A 21,597-nucleotide genomic window follows, 5' to 3' on the forward strand; every position below is an offset into this window, starting at 1 on the left:
CGTCGAGGCGGCCCGCCCGTGCCTTTTCTCGATAGCTCCGTTTGCATTAGCGCCTGATGCCGATCGTTCGATATTTCGTGTTTGCAAGCAGTTTCGTCGTGGCGCTGCTCTTCTTGTTGGATCGCTCTCTGCCGCAGCCCGCCGAGCGTGCTGCCGGCCCGGACGTCGATCGAACCAGCATTCGCATCCACTCCACACGGGCGCTGCCTGAAAGAATCATCTTCGACACGTCCACTCGGATCGCCACCACGGTCTCCACTCCCCTGCTCGCGGCCGAGTCGCCGGATCATGGTGCAGGCAACGCGTTGGCGATGCTTGAAACGCGAAAGCCGGACGTCACGCCGGCATCTCGACGCGGCACGGCGCGAGCAGCCGGTCTGCATTCAAATCGGAATGCCGCGCGGCTTCCTCGCGCCTCTCCACGCGTCTGGTGACGGTCGGAGCATTCTGAGAGCTACGATCCAGCGAACGCGACTCCATGGCCGCAAGCACCCAGATGAACGCTGAATGAATGAAACGCGATGCGCTTCACGTCGCGGAACTGACTCCGAGCGCATCGACGCGTCAACGTGTCCGACATAAGGAACGTTTGAGCGATTGCCAATTTATCCCGGGCCTGATTGGCGATTTGATTTTTGGAAACCTGGAGGAAATGCACATGAGGATCCTGAAGCTCTCTGCGGCTGCGGCCGCGCTGCTGGCCGGCACGGCGCTCGCCGTTGCGCAATCGAGCTCGACGGTCGGCACCGGCGGTTCATCGGCCGGCGGCGGCACCAGCTCTTCGACCGTCGGCACCGGTGGCTCTTCGGCTGGCGGCAGCGGGTCAGGCTCTGCTTCGACGCTCGGCACCGGCGGCTCGTCGGCGGGCGGCGGCACCAGCTCTTCGACCGTCGGCACCGGCGGATCGGCGGCGGGCAGTGGCTCGGGCAGCGGCTCGGCCTCGACGCTCGGCACCGGTGGTTCATCGGCGGGCGATGGCAAGAGCTCGTCCAGCGTAGGCACCGGCGGCTCGGCTGCGGGTGGCTCGACCGTTGGCCAGTCCGGTTCGTCGAAATCGCCCGGCATGGGCGACGGCAAGTCCGGCAGCCACGCCAGCGACATGGGCCTCGAAAAGGGCAAGGGCCACAACAAGGACGAATGGAAGAAGGACAAGAACTAGTCCGAGCCGGGGAGCGGCACGGTGCCGCTCCCCTTTGTCCATGTTGAGGAGGAGACGCAATGAACAAGTCAATCGTTGCGATCACGGTGCTGGCCCTGATGAGCAGCGCCGCATCGGCAGAAACCATCGAAAAGACGGGCAAGACGAGCTCGGGCGAGACCTGCAAGGTCAAGGTGGAGAAGCATGCGGACGGCAGCATCACGGCCGCGGGCGCATCGGGTTCGAGCACGACGGGTTCGACCGCATCGAGCGGCTCGCTGTCGAGCTCGAGCTCGGCGGGCGGATCGTCGGTCAATGTGCAAGCGGGCGGCGGCCACGTCTCGAGCTCCTCGTCGACGGCGGGCGGGCCCGGCTCCACCAGCGCCAGCACCATCACCGTCAACGGCTGCACGATCTCGACCTCGTCGCCTTGATGCATAGAAAGGATTGAACCATGAGAACGCTCGTTACGACCTCGGCGGTCGCGCTTCTGCTTGCCGCCGCTTCACCCGTGTTGGCGCAGACCAGCATCACCGGCGGCAGCGGCGGCTCGGCCGCAGCAGGCGGCACCTCCGCCTCCACCGTCGGCACCGGCGGCACGTCCACCTCGGCGACGGGCCGCACCGGCTCCTCGATCGCGGCCGGCGGAAGCGCGGCTGCCGTCGACGGCAAGACCAAGACCGGCGTCAGCATGAACAAGGGCAACGGTCCGGTGATGAACTCCAACGCTCGCGCGCAAGCCCATGATGGCGGCACGTTCAGCCGCTCGCACACCCGCACCAAGGTCAAGGCCGGCGAGCAAGTCGGCTCGACCACCAAGACGATGTCGCATGTGCCGGGCTCGAAGCCGACCATGTCGAGGACGACGACGACGGCGCGCTAGAATCGCGCGGCTCTCAACCACCTGCTGCCCGGCTTGCTCGGGCAGCTTTCGTTTGCGGCTTTTCCGTCTTGGGAGCTGGCTCAGCCACCATGCAGGCTGCGGCTGATCCGGGTCACGACGGCGTCCCATCGCCGCTTCTGGGCGGCGGGATAGTTGATCAACACGCAGTGCACATAGCCCCGCGCGAAATTACACCTGTTGTACCAGATCTTGTCGCGCTTGATGCTCGAGACCACGAAGAAGCTCGAGGTGATCCGCCTGTAGATGATCCCCGTCGGCGGATTCTTGCTGGCAAGGAATTCGGCCGGCGACAGGCCCTGCCGGTTCTCGGCGGCCTGAACGGTGAGATCCGCACTGCCGTCGGAGCTGCGAAACCGCTGCCCATATCCGTCGGGCTTGCCGGCCGGCTCGGTGAAAATCGAGGCGGGAATGTCGACCGACGTTCCGGATTCCGGGATGCGGTAGATCCTCCAGCCGTTTGCCGAGGCAACCGAGCATGTCGCACAGAGCGCCATGATTGCGGCAAGCAGTGCCTTCATGTCCGCCTCGTCATTTGCGCGGCGCCAGTTGCAGCTCCATCAGGGCGATTCTTTGCAGGTTGGAGACGTTCCGCTCGCCGGCGCCGGCGGTGCGCAGGATGGATTCGGCGAGCGCGTTGACGTGCGAGGAATGCACAGGATCCGGCAGGGTCGCAACGGCAGCTTCCAGCGCGGTCGTCATGATCTCGATCACCTCGGGAGAAAATTCGGCGTTGGAAAAATTCTTCATCGCATCCGTCGGCCGCTTGTGCGGATCGTGTTCAACGCCGGGAAAAAACGGAAGTTCCTGGATGGGCACGTACTGGGACCGTCGGCAGGCCGGCAGCTCACGCAGCCGGCTGGTAGCGGGTGAGCCCAGCGGGCTCGGCATCCTCGTTGGCAACGCTCTGCACCCTCGCGTGGCTGCCGATGACGAGACCGGCGAGCGAGAGCATCAGGCCCAGCGCGAGCGGCGCGAACAGAGCCTCTTCCTGAAATAATCCGTTGAGCAGAACGACCAGGATTCCGAAGCCGGCGAGGCCCTGCGTCAAATATCCCGACGACGCGTAGAGGCGCCAGGCCTTGAGCGCCATCGCGAAATAGAAGGCCAGCGGCACGAAGGCCGCGATGCCCATCTGGTACAAGAGGACGCCGATCGCGCTTTCGACCGCGCCGTCGATCGTGCCGGCCGCCTGCGCAGCGCTCCAATCGATCGAAAAATAGCTGTCCGACAAATTGCCGCCGATGCCGAGGCCCCGGCCGTAAGGTCTCTGCACGAATCCGTCGAGGCCGCCCATCAGGCCGATGACGTGATAGTCGCCGATCTGCAGGCCGATGCGGATCGCCAGGATCGCAAAGGCGATCATGCCGGCGAACCCCAGCAACAATGTCGCTACGGCACCGATGAGGCGAGTCCCGATCCAGCCCGCAGCCACGAAGATGACGGTGATGAGCGCTCCCTTCACGCTGCAGAAGACCAGCAGCGGCAGGGCTGCCAGGGCGAGCAGCGGGCGTCCGACCGAGAACAGGAACAGGGCGAGAAAGCCGATCCCGTAGGCGAAGCTGATCGGGTGCATGTTCGGGCCGTGAATGCGCAGCATCTTCGACAGGCCGAAGCCTTCGAGCAAGGGCGTGTTCAGGAAGTCGAAGCTGAAACGATCCTTGAGTGTGACGGGCACGTTGCCGGTCTGCCGCATCTGGGTTTCCCAGACGCCGGAATGGGTCGCCTTGAGCTCGTCGAAGCCCCAGAACGTATGGCCGTTGGTGACGGCCAGCCAGACATCGCGCAAGACGAGCTCGACATAGCCGCACAGCATGAGGATGACCGCTAGCGCAACCAGGAACGGCGTGATGCGCACCTCAAAGGTTGCCGCGGTCAGGAACGACAGCTGAAACAGGAACAGCGGCAGAACGATGTTGCGCAAATAGACCGCCGCCGGCTGTCCGTCCTGGACGAAGCCGATGGCGAAATAGAGCGAGACCACGGCCAGGGTGACGACGCCCCAGCGCATGATCTGATTGATTTCCCTCGACTGATTCCTCTGGCCCAGCACGTAAAGCGCAAACGTCGCCAGCCACATCACGGAGCAGAGCAGGAAATTGTAGCCCTTGATGAAGTCGAGATCGGAGGGTAGCGGGACGGGACCAGCGGCGACAGGATGGAGACGAACAGGTTCTGGAAGAACAGGACGAAGATCGCGACCGCCGGCGCAGAGGTCGGGACCGCAACGACGATGGCGATGCCGATCAGGACCTCGATGGTGATGGCCAGCGCCGGATTGGCGAGGTGCAGAACCGGCGCAGAACCGATCGCCGCGATGGCGATGCAGAAGGTCGCGGCCAGTTCGCGCCAGGCCGGAGGCGACGGCGCGGCCTGCACGCTCTGGCCTTGCGGTGAGTACCCGGCGCTCATCAATCGTCCTTTGCCATCGCGCCGGACAAGATAGCCGCGCGAGGGGTAAGGATCCGTTAACGATCGCGACGCGCGGCGGGAGCCCGTTCAGGCCGGCCGGGCGTGCCGAGCAGCGCCCGTAGCACGTCGGGATCGGGCTTGCCGGTTGCGGAGTCGACGAGGCCAAAGCCTTGCGCCAGTTCCCAATGCGCCCAGCCCCAGCAATGCGCGCGGGCATAGGCAGTGACCTCCGCCAGCCAGCGCAACCGGCTCTGCCGGGGGGCGCCGGCTTTCAACACGCCGAACTCATTGACGATGATCGGCCGCGAAAATTGCCGCTGCCATGCGAGCGCGGGCGCGAGCCAGCGATCGGCTCCCGGCTTGTCCCTGGCAGCGGCAATCGCGGTATCGAGCATGGCGAGCGCCGTGACCGCGTCCCTGTCCTGCAAATCCTGCCGAAGCGCCTGAACCTTGGGATCGCCGGCATTGATCGGATAAGGCAGATCCATGATGTCGTGCAGCGGATCGCGCGCGTCCCAGTGGCCCTGATGGGTGAACACCATCGGGTCGTAGAAATGGATGGCGTAGACGACGTCAGGGTCCGCCAGCGGACGAAACCGCGGCAGCGAGTCCGCGCGCTGCCAGTTGACCGGGCCGACGATGAGCGTGGTTGAGGGCAGCAACCGGCGAACAAAGGCGGCGAGCGCCTCGACCTCCTTTTGCCATCTGTCCGCTTCGATATCGGGTTCGTTGAGCAACTCGGCGAAGACTAGATCGGCTGGATAGGACCGAATGATCCCAGCAAGCGCGCGCCAGGCCTCCTGCATCTCGCCCATTGCTGCATCCGGATCATCCTTGTGCAGGCGATTGAAGCGCTCGCCCGGATGAAGGTCGACGGAGCTGGAATAGCCGAGCGAGGTCAGCTGCTTCAACGCGCCGTCGAGCACGCGCAGCGTCACCTCGCGCTCGTCCTTTGCGGCAAAGCGCGGCATCACGCGCTCCGCCGGCACCGGCAGGCGAACGTGGCTCATACCCGCCTTGCGCAGCTGCTGCAGCAGCGCGCGGCTCGGCGGCGCACCGTTGATCCAGCCATCGGCGTTGAAGCCGCGCGAGAGCGCGGCAAGCCGCCCGGGCGAAACCGTCGACGGCAGTGGCACGCAATCCTCGGCGAATACCGGACGACCGACCGTGATCGACAACAGCATCGCCGCAGCCAGCAGACGGCAGCGCAACGCTGTCATCGTCACACCGCAAGGCCCAAAGCGCCACCGTCGGGCTGAGACGCCATTGAACCGGCGGGCACGTGATTGACGACGAGGCCGGTCGGCACCGCCGCGTATCTCGCCAGCGCCGCGGTCACTCTGCGCATCGCCGACGAACCAAGCTCGCCGGCGCGCGTCACCAGAACGATCAGGTCGGCATGCGCGGCCAGCGCAATGGCGTCCGGCTGCAAGGCGAGATTGCCGGCGTGGACCACGATCAGGTCGAACTCCGAGCGGATATCGTCCTCGGGCCGCGCATCGGGCTTCCGCCCGGCACTGAGCAGCTCGTCGATCGACTGAAGTCCCGCCGTGGTCGAGCCGTCCTGCCATTCGGTCACCGGCGGCTGAGTGCCTGCAAATTCCGGCTGGAGCCGGATCAGCACGCTCATCATGCCGCGGTTGACGGCGGCACGATTGAGGGAGCGCGCTACCGTGTTGCCGCCGGCGCTCTTGCCGACCGACAAGACTAGCGCGACCTTGCAGCCGCGCACCGGCACGCGGTCGATGCGTTCGAGCAGCGGCCGTAAGTGGGGGCCGAGATCGAGTTCGGCCGACGCGCTGACCGGTCTTTGCCAGACCGTGTTGAACCCGCCTCCTGGCGCCAGCTCGGGGATGCGGGCCCAGACAGGAAGGCGGGGCATAGCCTCGGCTGGGCGCGCGGCGGCGGCAGGAGGGGAAACTTGCCGGTTGGGCGTCTCCTCCGCTTCACGTGAGACAGGCGCCTCAACGGATTCGGGTTTGTCGGCGGACAGGCTGGTCGTCACAGCAACGGCGGCGGTGGACGTCAGCAGCGAGCCGATCGCCAGCGCCGCAAGCAGCAAGGCGAGCGGCGGACGCGTCGAGCGCAACGGCGGAATGGCAATTGAGGCGATCTTGGTCTGGGACGCCTGCAGCTGACGCTGCTCATTGGTGGTCTTGAACCGCGACAGGAACTGCTCGTAGATGTTGCGGTTGGCATCGGCGTCGCGCTGCAGCTCCTGCAGTTTCACCAGCGCCTGGCCGTCGCGCAGCATCTTCGTCTCGACCGCCTTGAGCTGCTTTTCCAGCGCGTTCTGCTGCTCGAGCTGGGCCTCGTATTCGGACTTGGCGGTGTCGATGTTCTTCTTCCGCTCGATCTCGATCTGCCGGTTGATGTCCGCCAGCTGGCTGTAGGAGATCGCAAGGTCGGGATGGCGGTCGCCATAGACCGCCTTCTTCTGCGCGATCTGGTCGTTCAGCGCCGAGCGCTGTGCGCGCAGCATGCTGAGGAGATCCTGCTTCACCGGCCCTTCGACATTGGCCTTGACGTCGCGCTGCACCTGCTCGTAGCGCGCCTTGGCCTCCTCGGTGCGGGCGCGGACGGCGGAGACCTGCTGGGTCAGGTCGGTCACACGCAATTGCTGCGTGGTGGATTCCTTGCCGGCATTGACGATGTTGTGCTCGAGCCGGAAGGCGGCGACGGCGTCTTCCGACGCGCGCAGGCGCTCGCTCAGCGTCTTCAGCCGGTCCTGGAGCCAGCCGGCCGCCTCGTCCGTCGCCTCGGTGCGGACGCGGCCCTGGCTGACAACGAAGGCCTCGGCGATGGCATTGGCGTAGTAGGCGGCGCGATCCGGCCGGTTGGAGGTGAAGGAAATCGCGATGACGTAGGTCAGCCCGCGCCGGGTGATCTCGAGGCGGTTGCGGAATCGTTCGAGCAGGCGCGTCATGTCGGTATAACCGCCCGCGATGTCCTCGTCGTCCGCGATCTTGAGCTGCTCGATCAGGGGGCGGAGGAAGCCGTCGGATTTGGCGATCTCGATCTGGCTCTGCAGCGCCGCGGCATCCTGGCCGATGCCGGGCAGCACGTCCTGCTCCGAGGTCACGCGCAGCTCGCGCGGATCGAGCACGACCAGGGCCGTCGCGGCATAGCGGACCGGAAGCACCATCAGGGCGACGACGCCGAGGGCGAACAGCGCCAGCGCCAGCGTCAGGATGCGCCGGCCGTTCTCGCGCAGAAAGGACAGCGTACCGGAGACGGTCAGCGATCCCTTGGTCAGTCCCGGCGCGGCGGCGTCAGGCTTCGCCTTCGCAGCGCGCGGCGCTTCCCACGAAGCCGCTTGCTCCGTCGGGGCGATGCTTCGCGGAGATGCGCGGCTACCGAACGCCATGGGTTGGACTCGAAATCAACTGACAGTCATAGCTCAGAGGCTTGCTACACCGTAAATATCCATGGTTAACCGCCGGTTACGGCTGGGCTGGGCTGGGATGGTCTTGGGCGGTGAACGATTCGTTAACGAGGCGCGGCCAGCCACGCGCCGTATTTGACGATCGAGATCACTGGAGGCCGGCTTGCTTTGGCGTGACGCTTTCCTGACGGCGCTCGTTGCATTGATGGCGTTGAGCTTTCTGCCATCGCTGCGGAAGTCCCGGCAGACGCCGGTCCCATTCGATCCCGCCCGGCCCTATCGGGCCTATACAAAGGACTTTGACCTCGAGATCAAGGCCGGCGATCTGGATGCGGTCCTGGCCGCGTCGCCCGATCGCCGCTCAGCGGAGCGATTTCCGCAAGTCGACACCGGACCGCTGTACGACCTCGAAGCGGAGCTTGCGGGACGACGCGCGGACCTTGCCGCCACCCAGCAGCGGGACAGGTCCCCTTCGGATACGATCGTGACACTGCTCATCGACCATTCCGGATCCATGCGCGGACAGCCGATCCTGTTCGCAGCAAGGGCTGCACTGGTCGCCTCGGATTTGCTCGATAGCCTCGGCGTCACCCACGAAGTGCTTGGCTTCACGACGGCACGCTGGAAGGGCGGACAGAGCCGGGAGAAATGGCTGAACGACCGCAAGCCCTCTTATCCCGGCCGCTTGAACGATCTGCTGCATGCCGTCTATTGCAGCCCCGCAGAGAAGCTGAGCGCGCGACATTGTGCCGAGATGCTGCGGCGGGATCTCCTCAAGGAGAACATCGATGGCGAGGCCATCGAATGGGCTGCGTCGCGCTTGCGCCAGCGCGACGAAAGACAGAAATGCCTTATCGTGCTGTCCGACGGCGCGCCGGTCGACGATTCCACGTTGCTCGAGAATGGCGACCTGTATCTGGATCGCCATTTGCGCCGTGTCATCGGCGAGATCGAGCAGGCCGGCGATATCAGGCTTGCCGCAATTGGTATCGGCCATCCGGTCGAGCAGTATTACAAGGATGGCCTCACGATCAGCTCTCCTGAAGAGCTGGAAAGCACCCTGGTTCAGCTCATCAACCGGCTCTTGCATCCGTCCGCTTAGTTGCATTCAGGCGCGGCGCGCATTAGCGGCGCCTGCCTGCGCTCGCCTCGATGTGCGACCGCTCACAAGCCGATGACATACCCGTCCCGCCTCGGATCGGCGGCACCCGTCATCATGCCGGTTACCGGATCGAGCGCGACGGCCTGCATGCCTCCGCAGAGCATGGTCCATCCGGTTTCCAAGATCTCGATCTCGTGGCCGCGGCGCTTCAGTTCGGCGATGGTCTCCGGCGCGATGCGGTTCTCTGCCTGAATGAAGCGGCCGTCCCACAGCCGTGAACGCGGCGCCTCGATCGCCTGCTGCAGCGGAAGGCCGAACTCGATGTGCTGCACATAAGCCTGGGCCTGGGTTTGCGGGATGCCGTAGCTGCCGGGCGTCCCCAGCGCGAGCACCGGACGGCTGCCGCGCGTCGCAATCGACGGTGCCATCGTCATGCAACGCGTCGCCCGGCTTGGCGAGGTTCGGGCTTCCCGGCTGCACGTCGGCCCAATGCAGATGATTGTTGAGGCAAACGCCGGTCCCCGGCACTACGACGCCGCTGCCGAACGGGCTGCCGAGACTTTGCGTCATGCAGACCAGATTGCCTTCGGCGTCGGCGATCGAGAACGAGGTGGTGTGGCCGGGATCGGCACGATCCTGCGGCATCCATTGCTCTGTCGGGCCGGTGATCGGCCGGCCGTCGCTCACACGCTGGCGAAGCCGCGCGATCGTCGCGTCGGACATTGCTCCAGCGGCTTGATCCGGTCCCAGATTGCCGTGGGCGATGCGCTCGCCGGCGGCGAGACGGATCGCGCGATAGACCGTATCGAGATGATCGGCGCCGTCCTTCGGCAGACGCCCGAGGTCAAAGCCTTCAAGGATCTTGAGGGTCAGGGCGAACTGGAAGCCGCCGCATTGCTGCGCCGGGACGTGAAGCTCGAGCCCCCGATAGGACACGGTCAGGGGATCGAACCAATGCGGCTTGACGGCGATGACATCGTCCAGCGTCAGGCTGCCGCCGAGCGTGGCGAGATAATCCACGATCCGCCGGCCGAGCTTGCCGCCATACAGATACTCGTGCCCCAATTCGGAGATCGCGGCAAGAGTCCGCGCGAGATCAGGCTGCGCGACGATGCTGCCGAGCTTCACCGGCATTCCATCCGGGAGATAATTCCTGACCAGTGCCGCGTGCAGCTCCGGCCAGGGTTCAAGCAGCGGCACCTGCTCGTTGATCTCATCAACACCGAAGTCCGAGAGCGCAAAGCCGTCGCGCGCCAGCGTGATCGCCGGCGCAAAGACGTCTGGAAGCGATTTGCGTCCATAGCGCGAGAGCAGCTCGCACCAGCCCGCGAGATTGCCGGGCGTGGAGGCCGCCTGCGGACCGCGCTCGAGCTCGAATCTGCTGGTGTATCTGCCGACCGGGAAGCTTGTGGGCATCGGCGGAGCGAAGTCGAGCACGCGAATGCGCTGCTCGCTTGCGACCCAGACCGTGGCCAGTCCGAACCCGGCAAGCCCCGACATGAACGGTTCGACCACATTGAGGGCGGCCGCGGTGGCAACGGCCGCATCGAACGCATTGCCGCCCTGCATCAGGATTCGTGCACCGGCCTGTGCCGCGAGCGGATGCGCGGCGGCGACCATGCCGTGCCGCGAGAACAGCGTCGGACGCCCATATGTCCTGGCGAGTTGCATCCGGAAAAGGCCTTCCGCCGATCAGTGCATCGTCGCAGCCTGGATCGCCTCCGACATGATCTCGAGACCGCGATCGATTTCGGCCTCGGACACTGTGAGCGGCGGCGCGATGCGGAATACGCCGCCCATGCTGGGCAACTTGACGATGTTCATGCTGAGACCGCGACGCATGGTCTCCTCCATGATCCGCGCGCCGAGTTCAAACCCCGGCGTCTTGGACTGTCGGTCGACGACGATTTCGAGACCGAGCAGAAGCCCGCGGCCCCTGACGTCGCCGACGCATTCGAACTTTTGCTGCAGCGACAGCAATCCATCCCGGAGCCTGTTGCCCCTGGCGGTTGCCTGCGCCACCAACCCGTCGCGCGCGACAACGTCGAGCACCGTGACGCCGACCGCGGCGGGCAAGGGATCGGAGACATGGGTGGTGTAGAACAGGAAGCCGCGCTCGAACGCGGCCTGCTCGATGGCCTTTGTCGTCATGACCGCGGCGAGCGGCAGACCGGCGCCGAGCGTCTTCGACAGCGTGAGAATATCAGGCACCACGCCGTCACGCTCGAAGGCAAACATGTGCCCGGTGCGGCCGATTCCGGTCTGAGCTTCGTCGAGGATCAGCAGCATGCCGCGCTGCTCGCATTTTTGCTTCAAGGCCGCGAGATAGCCGAGCGGCAGTTCCAGAATGCCGCCGCTGGAGAGGATCGGCTCGGCGATGAAGGCCGCCAGACTACCGGTGGACTGGCTGTCGATCAGTGCGAACGCATCGTCGAGCTCGGTCTGCCAGTCGTTGCTGCCGTCGACGTTCCTGAAGCGCGGCCGATAGGCGTTCGGCGCAGGAATGACGAACGATCCGACCGCGGCCGGCCCATAACCGCGCCGGCCCGCGCTGTAGGTCGCCGACGCCGCCGCGCCGGTCATGCCGTGCCAGCTTTGCGCGAAGGCGACGATTTCGTGCCTGCCGGTGACGAGCTTGGCCATCCGGATCGCCGCTTCATTGGCTTCCGCGCCTGTCGTCAGCAGCTGCACGCGGTCGAGACCGGGCGCAAGCGCAGCGAGCCGCTCGGCCAGCGTCACCACCGGACGCGAGAGCATGCCGCTGAAGAGATGAGCGACCGCACCCATTTGCCGTGCAACCGTGGCGACGATGTCGGGGTGCGTGTGCCCCAGCACGGCACTCATCTGACCCGAGGTGAAATCGAGGATGGCGCGTCCATCGGCGTCGTACACGAAGCTGCCGGCCGCCCGCTCGATAATGACGGGTTCGAAACTCGGGCCGTAGCGGGTCAGATGCGTGTTGGCGGACGCCCAGAAATCGGTATCGGCGTTCAAGGTCATGACAAGCCACCTGCGCTTGGGACTTCTGACCTCTAGTCAAGAATTTGACTTCAAGCTAATTGATATAATTCAATCTGGATATCAATCTTCCTGATGTCGATGCTGGATCTCACCCTTCTGAAGAATTTCGTCGTCGTGGCCCGCACGGGCTCGATCAGCCTGGCGGCCTTGCAGATTGGCCGGACACAGTCCGCGCTCAGCATGCAGATGCAACGGCTGGAAGAGACGATCACGCAGTCGCTGTTTCACCGCAGCGGATCCGGCATGAGGCTGACCACGGCCGGCGAGAAACTGCTCGTCCACGCCGAGACGCTGCTGGCGCAGCACGACGAGATTCTGGCCGACATGAGCGGTGGGGGCCTCAAGGGGACGCTGAGCCTCGGCTGCCCGGAGGACTATTCGATCGCTTTCCTGCCGGCGCTGCTGAAGGGGTTCTGCGCGCTGCATCCCAATGTCGAGCTGCGCATGGTCTGCGCACCGACCTCCGAGCTGCGCCCAATGCTGGCGCGGCGCCAGATCGACATGGCGCTGGTCTCGCTGTCCGATGCTGGAGCGCGCGAGGTGATCCGCGAGGAGCGCTTCGTCTGGGTCGCGAACGAGGCCGAACCGAAAATACTGACGCAGGATGTGCTGCCGCTGGCGCTGGCGGCGCCGATGAGCCTGGACTACCGCGCCGCCTGCGCCGCGATGGACGCGGTCAATCGGCGCTACAGGGTCGCTTACGCGAGCAACAGTCTCGCCGGCCTGATCGCGATCGCGCGGTCCGGTCATGCGATCAGCGTCCTGACGCGAACCGCCGTCCCGTTCGATCTTCACGTCGTGTCGGCCGAACTGCCCCTGCTTCCGACCATCGGCATCGCGCTCGAATTCTCGGAGGCGAGGCCCTCGCTGCTGGCGACGACGCTGGCCGAGCACGTCCGCACCGTGTTGCCCGGACTGAAGACCAAGGCGGAGATCGATTAGTGAACTGTCGCACCTCGATGTGCGCGTCCTTGACCGGCTTGCGCCAGCGATCCCTCCTGCCCGACATAGCGATCGAGCTGTTCCGGCGCCGCGTCGTGGCCGTGACATGAGGACGCTGGAACGGGAAGCGCCGCATTGCGTTCGGCAGCGAGGAGAATCCTGCCATGCCGACCAAGCCGACCATCGCCCGCATCTGGCGCGGCCGTACCCGCCGCGACCTCGCCGACGCCTACCAGGCCTATCTGCAAGCCGAGGGCATCCCGCCGCTGCGAAAGACCGCGCTCGGTGTGCAGCAATTGCGCGAGGACCGCGACGAGGAGACGTGGTTCACCACCATCTCCTACTGGGCCGACATCGCGGCCATGACCGCTTTCACCAAGGGCGAGCCGACCAAGGTCCATCATCTCGCGCGCGACGCGGAGTTCCTGATCGAGCTGCCGGAGCGCATCGAGATCCACCGCATCCTGATCGACGAGCAGGGCCTGCGGTGAAAGCCTCGTAGCCGTAGCAGCTGGAGCCGTATCGCCCGCGGAGAATCAACTGCTCGCGGCTGTGCGGTTTCGCCGCAATGGTACCGCAGGAATGAATCACTATAGTCGGAATGTCATGGCATATGTCGTCGACATAGACGCGCGCACCGCGCGTTTCAGTCTTCACGCCGGCCGCCTCCAAGCAGGCGGTTAGCCGGACGGCGCTGTGCGCCGTCCGGGCTCTTTTCCAGCTTTCGTGACCTCCGTCTGAGAGGTCGTATTGAAGCAGAAGGAGTGTGCCGTGCTGCCTCTTCCAAGAATCAAGCTCATCGCATCGGACTATCCACGGCTTGAACAGCTTGCCTGCCGCGCCTCCCAAAGGGGCGATCTCGACGGGATCTTCCTGCTCAGTGAGATCAACCGCGCCGAGATCGTGCCGGACACATGGGACGATCTCAATTCGCGGGTGACCGTGGGATCATGGGTCACGTTCTGCACGAATTGGGGCGTTCCGCGCCGCACTGTGCACCTCGTGTGGCCCGAGGAGTGTTGGTCGGACCCCGCTCGCATTTCGGTGCTGACACCTTTGGGAGCCGCTTTGATCGGCCTGCAGGTCGGCGATCAGATGCCGTACGTGGTCGCGGGCTGTCTGAACGTCGTCAGGGTTCAGAGCGTCAGCCAATCGAGCCCGAACGTCGTCCCTCTCGTCCGATCAAGTCGGCGCAAAGGGCCGTGCGATGACGACCCGGGACCAAGCGCAGCCTAGGAGGATAAAATGCAGAAATTCGAAGCCGAGATCCGAAGAGAACAGTCGGCGCTGCCGCCGATCAAGATCGCAGACGAGGAATCGCGGCGTCTTAACTCGCTTGCGAATTCGACTATGGACCTGTTTCCCCGCGTCGCCCAGTTTCTGGCCCGGGAGCTGGAACGCGCAACGATCGCGCAAGAGAGCGATTTGAGCGGCGTGGTTCGGATGGGCTCCAGAGTGATCTATCGCGATGACGGGGCGGGCTCCAGTCGGGAGATCGTGCTGGTTTATCCGCACGAGGCGAACATCGAGCTCAACCAGATTTCGATCCTGACGCCCGTTGGAGCCGCCCTGATCGGTCTCTCGGTGGGACAGCGGATCGAGTTCGAGACGCCCGACAAGCGGACGAGAGGGCTCACCGTTCTCGCCGTCTCCTGACAAAGGAAACGGCAATCCGACCGAGCATAGGCCTGCTCCTTGCAGGAACGCGCCCGCGGGCGCGTTCCGTGCGCGCTCAGCGGCCACGCAAAGGTCAGTGTGGTGACAGAAACGCCTGCGCGCTTTTCGCAATTGCCCCCTCGTCGGGCACGACAATGGGAACAGCCATGAAGAACATGAGTGCCGGCCAGGTCGCGCTGTTGGTCGCTCTCGGAGCCATGTTGATCCTCACGGGCATTTGGGGATTCTCGGTCTGGGGAGCCAGCGCCGGGGTCGAGATGGACAAGCATGGCTGGATCGCGCTTGGCCTTGGCGCCTTCTTTTCCCTGCTCGTCGGCTGCGGGCTGATGGCGCTAATGTTCTTCAGCAGCCGCAGCGGTCACGACGATGTCGCCGATCCCTTCCGCCGGCGGGATAGCGAGGACAGATAGTAACGAAGCGCCTGCGCGAGCGACGGGCACGGCAGTAGCGACGCTCCGCACGCACCGTTACGAACATTTCATTTTCTGCGACCCTCTGACGCTCGCCACCCGCTGGAGGAACGGAGCGCGCAACCGGCCGTTGCTCTCGCATCCTCACCAACAGGGAGCCCGACATGACGATGCGTCGAACTTTCGTTGCCCTCGCGGCCGCTGGAGCGATGCTCTCGATGGCTTCACCCGCGCTCGCGGCACCTCTGCCGATCGCAAATCCCGCCCCCGATTCCGGCGTGGAACAGGTGCAGTACCGGCACTGGCATGGACATGGTCATCGGTATGGCCACAGGCACCATCACCGCCATTACGGCACGGGCGCAGCCGTCCTCGGCGGCCTCGCAGCGGGCGCGATCATCGGCGGCGCCATCGCCAACAGCCAGGCTCAATCCAATGCCGCCTCCTATTGTGCGCAGCGCTATCGCTCCGACGATCCCGCCTCTGGGACCTATCTGGGCCGCGATGGTCTGCGCCACTCCTGCCCATGACCCATGCATAAGCCTGCGGCAGCCTCCGCGTTCGGTGCGAGGCTGCCGACGCTCGACATGCGCTCCGCAAGCCGCGCGTGTGCCTTGATTCGGCGCTCCACCGCGTTATACGTTCCCGCCATGATGTTCATCTCCACATTCTTCCCGCTGATCTGAACGGCAGAACGTCGTTCCGGCGCTCCTGCGCCACTCAGATCAAACGGCTTCGCGCGCTGCGATAGCCGAACGGAGAGATGTGCAATGCCCAAGACCGAACAGGCTGGCCTGACGCCAAGACAGGTCCAGACCTTCATCGACGACGGTTTCGTCAAACTCGAGAATGCCTTCAGCGCCGACCTTGCCAAGCAATGCAGGGACGAGTTGTGGGCGGATATCGGCCTGTCGCCGGACGAGCCCGAACATTGGACCCAGCCCGTGCTCCGGGTCGGCGCCAAAGCCACGCCCCCCTTCATTGAAGCCGCGAATACGCCGCTTCTGCACAAGGCCTATGATCAGCTCGCCGGTGAAGGGCGCTGGCTTGCGCCGACGGGCCTCGGAACCTTTCCGATCCGCTTCCCGTCATCGCAATCGCCGGGCGACGATGGCTGGCATTTGGACATGAGCTTTGGCACCGCCGATGCCGACTTCATGGAATGGCGTGCCAATGTGAAGAGCAGCGGCCGTGCGCTGCTGATGCTCTTCCTGTTCTCGGACGTCGGAAACGATGATGCGCCCACGCGAATCCGGAAAGGCTCGCATGCGGCCATCGCGCGGGAGCTACTGCCCCATGGCAAGGCGGGCGCAACGCTCCGGCAACTTGCTGCCGGCGACTGGGCGTCGACCAGGGACTGCGAGGTTGAACTTGCGACCGGCAAGCCAGGCACCGTCTATCTGTGCCACCCGTTCCTGGTTCATGCCGCGCAACCCCACCGCGGGAAACAACCGCGCTTCATGGCACAGCCTCCGCTGCTGCCGAAGCGCGAGTTCGATCCGGCGCTGCCACCTTCGCCGGTTCAGATCGCGATCCGGCGGGCTTGCGGGCTGACGGTCTAAGGGGGTGACATCCGGGACCTCCGGGGGTCCCGGATGTTGCTCGAACCCAGGCTATTGCACCTCGATATTCGCGTCCTTGACCAGCTTGCGCCAGCGTTCCTCCTCCTGCCTAACGTAGCGATCGAGCTCTTCGGGCGCGCTGCCGACCATGATCAGGCCTTCGTTGGCCGACAGCTTCTTGAAGGCACCGGACTGAACGGCCTTCGCGACCGCCTGGGTGAGACGCGCAATCACCGGCGCGGGGGTCTTGGCCGGTGCGTACAATCCGTACCAGGACTCGGCGGCGTAGCCGGGCAATCCGGCCTCGGAAACGGTTGGCAGTTGCGGGAACGCGGCCGACCGCTCGGCCGAGGTGACGGCCAATGCCCTGAGCTGACCCGCCGCCACCAGCGATGCTGCGCTCGCCACGGTGGTGAACATCACGTCGATCTGCCCGCCTAGGAGATCGCTGATCGCAGGCGCCGCACCCTTGTAGGGGACCGCCGTCATCTTGACTTTCGCCATGGCGTTGAACAGCTCGCCGGCGAGATGGGCCGAGGTGCCGATGCCGAACGTGCCGAAATTGAGCTTGCCCGGCTTGGCCTTGGCTTCGGCGATCAGATCGGAGATCGAGTTGATCTTGGATGCGGGGTTGACGACGACGACATTGAAGGACCGCGCGATCAGCGAGACCGCGGCGAAATCCTTGTGCGGATCGAACGGCAGCTTGTTGTAGAGGCTCGGGTTGACCGCGTGCGCGAAGGTCGCCAGCAGCAGCGAATAGCCGTCCGGCTCGCTCGTCGCGACGGTCTGGGTGCCGACGATGGTTCCGGCGCCCGGCTTGTTCTCGATGATGACGGGCTTGCCGAGGTCCGTTTGGATCTCCTGGGCGGTCGTTCGCGCGACGATGTCGGTCCCGCCGCCGGCTGCGAAGGGCACCACGATCTTGATGATCTTCTCGGGATACTCGGCCCGCGCCGGCGCAGTGCTCGATCCCGCCAGCACCAGCAACGCCGACGAGACGAGAATGGCGGAGCGCGGCCAGCTACTTCCTGCAGCGCGGTCGCGACTGATGATCTTGCCGATTGCCATGCGGACCTCCCATCCGGTTCTGGTTGAGTTATTCAACGAGGCTTGTCGTTTTGGACGAACGTAGCCGCGCGCCTTTCTGCAAGTTCTTGGCGGTGCGGCTTCACTTGCTCGCGTTGAGAACAGCCAGCCCGTCGGCCGCCTTCACGCCCTGGCCGGCCGGCAGCACGAAGACCGGATTGATCTCGGCCTCGAGAAGCCGGTCGCCGAGCTGCGCGACCATCTGCGAGAAAGCGACGATCGCTGCTGCGAGCGCTTCGACATCGCATTTCGGTCGGCCCCGAAAACCGTCCAGCAACGGCCATGTGACGAGATCGCGCGCCATCGCGCGCGCCTCGGCGAGGCCGAGACCGCCGTTCGGCGGCAGCAGGCGCATCGTCGTGTCCTTGAACAGCTCGGCGGCGACGCCGCCCATGCCGAGAAGGATGGCGACGCCCAAGGGATCACGGTACATCCCGAGAATGATTTCGACGCCGCTTGAAATCATCTCCTGAACCAGGAATTGCTCGGGTCGCTTCCCGGTCCCTGCCTCGACTTCGTCGGCCATCGCCGTGAGCCGGCCGCCAATGCTCTCGGCTGTCAGGTTGACCGCGACGCCGCCGACGTCGCTCTTGTGTGCGATCTCGCGTGAGAGAATCTTGAGCACGACTCTGCCGCCGAAGTCTCGCGCAGCCCGTTCCGCCTCTCCAGCCGTTGCGACCACTTGCTCTGCCACGATCGGAATACCAAAGCGGGCGAACAAGGTTTTGGCCTGTGCTTCGTCCAGCGATCCGGCCGGGAGATCGGCGATTTCGACAACCGTCGCAGCCGAGCCGGACGTCTGGACCTGCTCCGGCATTCCGGCCTGCAACAAGCCGTCGAGCGCAGCGGCGCAGCTTTCGGCAGAGGTGTAGGCGGGAACGCCTCGCTGCGTGAGGACGGAGACCGCGTCGGGCGCGTGAGGGCTCACATAGGCAATGACGGGCTTGTCGCTGAGCGGCAGGCAATCGTGGATGGCGTCGGCCATCAGCGCCGGCGATCCCACGGCTGACGAGCCAGCGATGACGACCAGCGCATCATAGGACGGGCTTGCGAGCAGGATGCGGATTGCGGCGCGCAGCAGATCCGGCTGCAGGCCGGCCAGCGTTACGTCGATCGGGTTGCGATCGAGCATGGCGTGCGATCCCGACTGCAGAGCTCGGAGTTGCGCGGCAGTATCCGGGCCGGGAGCGGGCGTTGCGAAGCTTGCGACGCCCAGACTGTCGGACACGATAGTGCCGGCGCCGCCGGTCGAGGTGAGGATCGCCACGCGCCGGCCGGAGAGCTTCCGTCCTGCGGCAAGCGCTGCCGGAATGTCGAGCAGGTCTTCGAAGGTTTTCGCGCGGATCACGCCGAGCTGCCTGAACAAGGCGTCGTACATGCGGTCGGAGCCTGCGAGCGCGCCCGTGTGCGAGATTGCCGCCTTTGCGCCCGCTTCCGATCGCCCGATCTTGAAGGCGACGATTGGCTTGCCGGCATCTCGCGCCTTGAGCACCGCTTCGCGGAAGCGGGCCGGGTTGCGGATCGCCTCGATATAGAGCGCGATGACTTTGGTCGCATTGTCGTCGGCGAGAAAGTCGATGAAATCGGCGAGATCGAGATCGGCTTCGTTGCTGGTCGACACCAGCTTCGACAGCCCGACCCCGCGCGCCGCGGCGCGCGACAAGATGGCGCCGAGAATACCTCCGCTCTGCGAGACCAGTCCGACCGGACCTGCCGGGAAATGGTCCATGGCCAGCGCGCCGGAGGCGGACAGCACGATGTTGTCGGTGAGATTGACGAGGCCGATCGTGTTCGGCCCGAGCAGGCGCATGGATCCGGCGGCTTGCATCAGCTGCTGCTGGCGCGCGGCGCCTTCGGCGCCGATTTCGGTGAAGCCGCTGGCGAGAACGATGGCCGCGGCAACACCGCGCGCGGACAATTCGCGCACCGCGACGTGGGCCCATTCGGCGCCGAGCAGGACAAGGCCGACGTCGGGCACATCAGGTAGCGAGGCGATGTCGGGGTAGCAGGCGAGACCGCCGATTTCCTTGACCTTGGGATTGACGGGATAGATCGCACCCGCGAAGCCGTGTTTCCGAAGATAGGAGACCGGTCGCCCCGAGGTCTTGCTCGGGTCCGCCGATGCACCGATCACGGCGATGCTGCGCGGCCGGATCAGGCGTTCGATCGCGTTCATCGCTCAACCCTTCGCCGAGGATTGCGCGAGGAACGCCGCCACGGCCTCGCGATGCTCCGCGCTGGTGTAGCAGATGGCCTGCGCCTGGCTGCCGAGATTGAAGATGTCGTGCGCGGAATGCTCGAACGTCTCGTTCAGGATCTTCTTGCCGAGCGCGAGCGCCGTGGCGGACCCGTGAGCCAGTTCCGCCGCCCAGGCCTGTGCGGCCGACAGCAGCTCGGTCGCAGCCACCTTGCGATCGACGATGCCGAGCGCGAGCGCTTCGTCGGCCTCGACGACGCGGCCGGTGAAGATCAGCTCCTTGGCCCTGGCAAGCCCGACCCTACGCGGCAGGAAATACAGGCCGCCGCCGTCGGGGATCAGACCGCGCTTGATGTAGGACCAGGTGAATTTCGATCGCTCCGTCGCCATGACGAAATCACAGGCCAGCGCAGTGTCGGCGCCGAGGCCCGCCGCGGCGCCGTTGACGGCGGCAATCGTCGGCTTCGGCAGGCCGAGCAGCAGCGACTGCACGTGATGCACGCCCTGCTGACGGCTCCATCCGTTGAATGCGACTTCGCCCTGCGGCGCGTGGAGCCGGCGTTTCATGCCGCTGATGTCGCCGCCGGCGCAGAACGCGTGGCCGCGCCCGGTCAGCACCAGCGCCTTGATCGCCTTGTCGCGGGACACGGTTTCGAGCGCACGGGCGAACTCGGCGCGCATCTCATCGCTCATGGCGTTGCGTCGCTCCGGCCGGTTGAACGCGATCGTCGCAATTCCGGCCTCGACGGAAAATTCGATGAGCTGATCGGACATGGCAACCTCCCTGAAGTCGGATCCATCGGCGTGCGATGAATGATCGGCGCGAGCTCCGCGACTGCGTTTCCTCATCGCGCCGTGCGCAGCCGGCGTTGTTCTTGCCGCTGCCTATAGCGGCTTGCAGCCGGCCGGACATCCCCTTAATTCCACTGAGTGGAAACGGCGGGGGAGATCAAAGATGGCACGGGCGCGCAGATATGCGGGCGGGATCGATGGCAACCGCTCGCTCGAGCGGGGCATCGAGATCCTCCGGGCATTCCGCCCCGGCGTCGATACGCTCGGCAACGGCGAGATCGTAGAGCGAACAGGCTTGCCGCGATCGACGGTCAGCCGGCTGACACGGACGCTGGTCAATTCCGGGATGCTCGACGAAGTCCGCAGCGAGCGGGCCTACCGCCTTGCCGCATCGGTCATCAGCATCGGTCACGCCATGCGGACGGGATCGCCCGTGCTCAACGCGATCGGTCCGATGATGCGCGCGGAATCGGCTAGGCGGCGGCTAAATGTCGGGCTCGCGACTGCCGATAGGACCATGATGGTTTATCTGGAATCGATCCGCTACAGCCCTCGCGCGGCGCTGCGCAACGTGGTCGCCGGCCAGCAGGTGCCGATGGAGCTGACGTCGCTGGGTCGCGCCTATCTCGCCGGCACTACAGAGACCGAGCGCAAACGATTGCTGAAGCAGTTCAAGCGGCGCAGCGCGGCTGCAACCAGAGCGCTGCTGGCGGAGGTCAGGCAATCGATCAGCTCGGTCGAGCACGACGGCTATTGCGCGGTGTCGTGGCAGCCCGCCGTTCTCGCCGTCGCAACGCCCATCGTGCTGGAGTGCCTTCCGGTCTACGCACTCAACATGAGCCTGCAGAACGTCGAGCGCTCCGACGCGCTGGCGAGCGAGCTCGGCGCATACCTCAACGCGTTCGCGGCCAAGTGCAAGGAGGTGCTGGCGGGGCGGTGAAGCCGAGCGGCGAGGCGCAGCCGCTTGCC

Annotated in this window: 24 protein-coding genes and 1 pseudogene; 13 read left to right on the forward strand and 12 right to left on the reverse strand. The window is 65.3% G+C overall.

Annotated features, from left to right (window positions below; genetic code table 11):
* Positions 1 to 56 precede the first annotated feature (56 nt).
* The 4 genes from ABIA40_RS27455 (at position 57) to ABIA40_RS27470 (ending at position 2,021) form a co-directional block, all read left to right on the forward strand.
* Positions 57 to 434 (forward strand): hypothetical protein, encoded by a 378-nt coding sequence (locus tag ABIA40_RS27455; RefSeq protein WP_275498365.1) that lies wholly within the window; start codon positions 57 to 59, stop codon positions 432 to 434.
* A 224-nt stretch (positions 435 to 658) separates the two neighbouring features.
* The gene (locus tag ABIA40_RS27460) at positions 659 to 1,159 is read left to right on the forward strand and encodes a hypothetical protein (RefSeq protein WP_057027814.1); all 501 of its coding nucleotides are present in this window, start codon (positions 659 to 661) and stop codon (positions 1,157 to 1,159) included.
* 59 nt (positions 1,160 to 1,218) lie between these two features.
* Complete coding sequence (locus ABIA40_RS27465) at positions 1,219 to 1,572, forward strand: hypothetical protein (protein WP_157283340.1); 354 nt, start codon at positions 1,219 to 1,221, stop codon at positions 1,570 to 1,572.
* A 20-nt stretch (positions 1,573 to 1,592) separates the two neighbouring features.
* A complete protein-coding gene (locus ABIA40_RS27470; RefSeq protein ID WP_271539417.1) occupies positions 1,593 to 2,021 on the forward strand; it encodes a hypothetical protein in 429 nt (142 codons plus the stop codon).
* 80 nt (positions 2,022 to 2,101) lie between these two features.
* On the opposite strand, the gene ABIA40_RS27475 is transcribed toward ABIA40_RS27470, so the two are convergent.
* The 6 genes from ABIA40_RS27475 to ABIA40_RS27500 all read right to left on the reverse strand — a co-directional run bounded on the left by ABIA40_RS27475 (position 2,102) and on the right by ABIA40_RS27500 (position 7,818).
* The gene (locus ABIA40_RS27475; RefSeq protein WP_271539419.1) at positions 2,102 to 2,560 is read right to left on the reverse strand and encodes a hypothetical protein; all 459 of its coding nucleotides are present in this window, start codon (positions 2,558 to 2,560) and stop codon (positions 2,102 to 2,104) included.
* A 10-nt stretch (positions 2,561 to 2,570) separates the two neighbouring features.
* Positions 2,571 to 2,789, reverse strand: a complete 219-nt coding sequence (locus ABIA40_RS27480; protein ID WP_271539421.1) for a hypothetical protein — start codon at positions 2,787 to 2,789, stop codon at positions 2,571 to 2,573.
* 97 nt (positions 2,790 to 2,886) lie between these two features.
* The gene (locus tag ABIA40_RS27485; RefSeq protein WP_404544281.1) at positions 2,887 to 4,050 is read right to left on the reverse strand and encodes a hypothetical protein; all 1,164 of its coding nucleotides are present in this window, start codon (positions 4,048 to 4,050) and stop codon (positions 2,887 to 2,889) included.
* Between the two features lie 68 nt (positions 4,051 to 4,118).
* On the reverse strand, positions 4,119 to 4,451 hold the full coding sequence (locus ABIA40_RS27490) for a hypothetical protein (RefSeq protein WP_404544283.1): 333 nt from the start codon (positions 4,449 to 4,451) through the stop codon (positions 4,119 to 4,121).
* A 56-nt stretch (positions 4,452 to 4,507) separates the two neighbouring features.
* Entirely contained in the window at positions 4,508 to 5,671 is a 1,164-nt protein-coding gene (locus tag ABIA40_RS27495) for a glycoside hydrolase family 5 protein (protein WP_404544284.1), read from the reverse strand.
* Between the two features lie 2 nt (positions 5,672 to 5,673).
* Positions 5,674 to 7,818, reverse strand: a complete 2,145-nt coding sequence (locus ABIA40_RS27500; protein ID WP_404544286.1) for a GumC family protein — start codon at positions 7,816 to 7,818, stop codon at positions 5,674 to 5,676.
* A 181-nt stretch (positions 7,819 to 7,999) separates the two neighbouring features.
* Between ABIA40_RS27500 and ABIA40_RS27505 the strand changes: the two genes are divergently transcribed.
* Positions 8,000 to 8,938, forward strand: a complete 939-nt coding sequence (locus ABIA40_RS27505) for a cobalamin biosynthesis protein CobT (RefSeq protein ID WP_404544289.1) — start codon at positions 8,000 to 8,002, stop codon at positions 8,936 to 8,938.
* Positions 8,939 to 9,000: 62 nt separating this feature from the next.
* On the opposite strand, the gene ABIA40_RS27510 is transcribed toward ABIA40_RS27505, so the two are convergent.
* From ABIA40_RS27510 to ABIA40_RS27520, 3 genes and pseudogenes are all read right to left on the reverse strand, one after another.
* The gene (locus ABIA40_RS27510; RefSeq protein ID WP_404546365.1) at positions 9,001 to 9,372 is read right to left on the reverse strand and encodes a gamma-glutamyltransferase; all 372 of its coding nucleotides are present in this window, start codon (positions 9,370 to 9,372) and stop codon (positions 9,001 to 9,003) included.
* Positions 9,373 to 9,394: 22 nt separating this feature from the next.
* Positions 9,395 to 10,609 (reverse strand): annotated as a pseudogene (locus tag ABIA40_RS27515) (gamma-glutamyltransferase); the annotation flags it as partial.
* Positions 10,610 to 10,630: 21 nt separating this feature from the next.
* Complete coding sequence (locus ABIA40_RS27520) at positions 10,631 to 11,938, reverse strand: aspartate aminotransferase family protein (RefSeq protein WP_404544291.1); 1,308 nt, start codon at positions 11,936 to 11,938, stop codon at positions 10,631 to 10,633.
* A 99-nt stretch (positions 11,939 to 12,037) separates the two neighbouring features.
* Here ABIA40_RS27520 and ABIA40_RS27525 point away from each other — a divergent pair, with 99 nt between their 5' ends.
* From ABIA40_RS27525 to ABIA40_RS27555, 7 genes are all read left to right on the forward strand, one after another.
* Positions 12,038 to 12,901, forward strand: a complete 864-nt coding sequence (locus ABIA40_RS27525; protein WP_404546367.1) for a LysR family transcriptional regulator — start codon at positions 12,038 to 12,040, stop codon at positions 12,899 to 12,901.
* 164 nt (positions 12,902 to 13,065) lie between these two features.
* Positions 13,066 to 13,392, forward strand: coding sequence for a hypothetical protein (locus tag ABIA40_RS27530; protein ID WP_025032467.1), 327 nt, complete (start codon positions 13,066 to 13,068; stop codon positions 13,390 to 13,392).
* 259 nt (positions 13,393 to 13,651) lie between these two features.
* Positions 13,652 to 14,137, forward strand: coding sequence for a GreA/GreB family elongation factor (locus tag ABIA40_RS27535; RefSeq protein WP_271539437.1), 486 nt, complete (start codon positions 13,652 to 13,654; stop codon positions 14,135 to 14,137).
* Positions 14,138 to 14,146: 9 nt separating this feature from the next.
* On the forward strand, positions 14,147 to 14,557 hold the full coding sequence (rnk, locus tag ABIA40_RS27540; protein WP_271539439.1) for a nucleoside diphosphate kinase regulator: 411 nt from the start codon (positions 14,147 to 14,149) through the stop codon (positions 14,555 to 14,557).
* A gap of 167 nt (positions 14,558 to 14,724) precedes the next feature.
* Positions 14,725 to 14,988 carry a hypothetical protein gene (locus ABIA40_RS27545; protein WP_128264973.1) on the forward strand — a complete coding sequence of 88 codons (264 nt, stop codon included), beginning with the start codon at positions 14,725 to 14,727 and terminating at the stop codon, positions 14,986 to 14,988.
* A gap of 164 nt (positions 14,989 to 15,152) precedes the next feature.
* Complete coding sequence (locus ABIA40_RS27550; RefSeq protein WP_404544294.1) at positions 15,153 to 15,518, forward strand: BA14K family protein; 366 nt, start codon at positions 15,153 to 15,155, stop codon at positions 15,516 to 15,518.
* Between the two features lie 240 nt (positions 15,519 to 15,758).
* Positions 15,759 to 16,550 (forward strand): phytanoyl-CoA dioxygenase family protein, encoded by a 792-nt coding sequence (locus ABIA40_RS27555; protein WP_404544297.1) that lies wholly within the window; start codon positions 15,759 to 15,761, stop codon positions 16,548 to 16,550.
* 51 nt (positions 16,551 to 16,601) lie between these two features.
* Here ABIA40_RS27555 and ABIA40_RS27560 read toward each other — a convergent pair whose 3' ends face one another.
* From ABIA40_RS27560 to ABIA40_RS27570, 3 genes are all read right to left on the reverse strand, one after another.
* On the reverse strand, positions 16,602 to 17,621 hold the full coding sequence (locus ABIA40_RS27560; RefSeq protein ID WP_271539445.1) for a tripartite tricarboxylate transporter substrate binding protein: 1,020 nt from the start codon (positions 17,619 to 17,621) through the stop codon (positions 16,602 to 16,604).
* Between the two features lie 100 nt (positions 17,622 to 17,721).
* Positions 17,722 to 19,815 (reverse strand): acetate--CoA ligase family protein, encoded by a 2,094-nt coding sequence (locus ABIA40_RS27565; protein ID WP_404544299.1) that lies wholly within the window; start codon positions 19,813 to 19,815, stop codon positions 17,722 to 17,724.
* 3 nt (positions 19,816 to 19,818) lie between these two features.
* Positions 19,819 to 20,610 (reverse strand): enoyl-CoA hydratase/isomerase family protein, encoded by a 792-nt coding sequence (locus ABIA40_RS27570; protein ID WP_404544302.1) that lies wholly within the window; start codon positions 20,608 to 20,610, stop codon positions 19,819 to 19,821.
* A 181-nt stretch (positions 20,611 to 20,791) separates the two neighbouring features.
* On the opposite strand from ABIA40_RS27570, the gene ABIA40_RS27575 reads away from it, so the two are divergent.
* Positions 20,792 to 21,568, forward strand: coding sequence for an IclR family transcriptional regulator (locus ABIA40_RS27575; protein ID WP_404544304.1), 777 nt, complete (start codon positions 20,792 to 20,794; stop codon positions 21,566 to 21,568).
* The last annotated feature ends 29 nt before the right edge of the window (positions 21,569 to 21,597 follow it).

Source organism: Bradyrhizobium sp. USDA 223 (genome assembly GCF_044909005.1).
GTDB lineage: Bacteria > Pseudomonadota > Alphaproteobacteria > Rhizobiales > Xanthobacteraceae > Bradyrhizobium > Bradyrhizobium yuanmingense.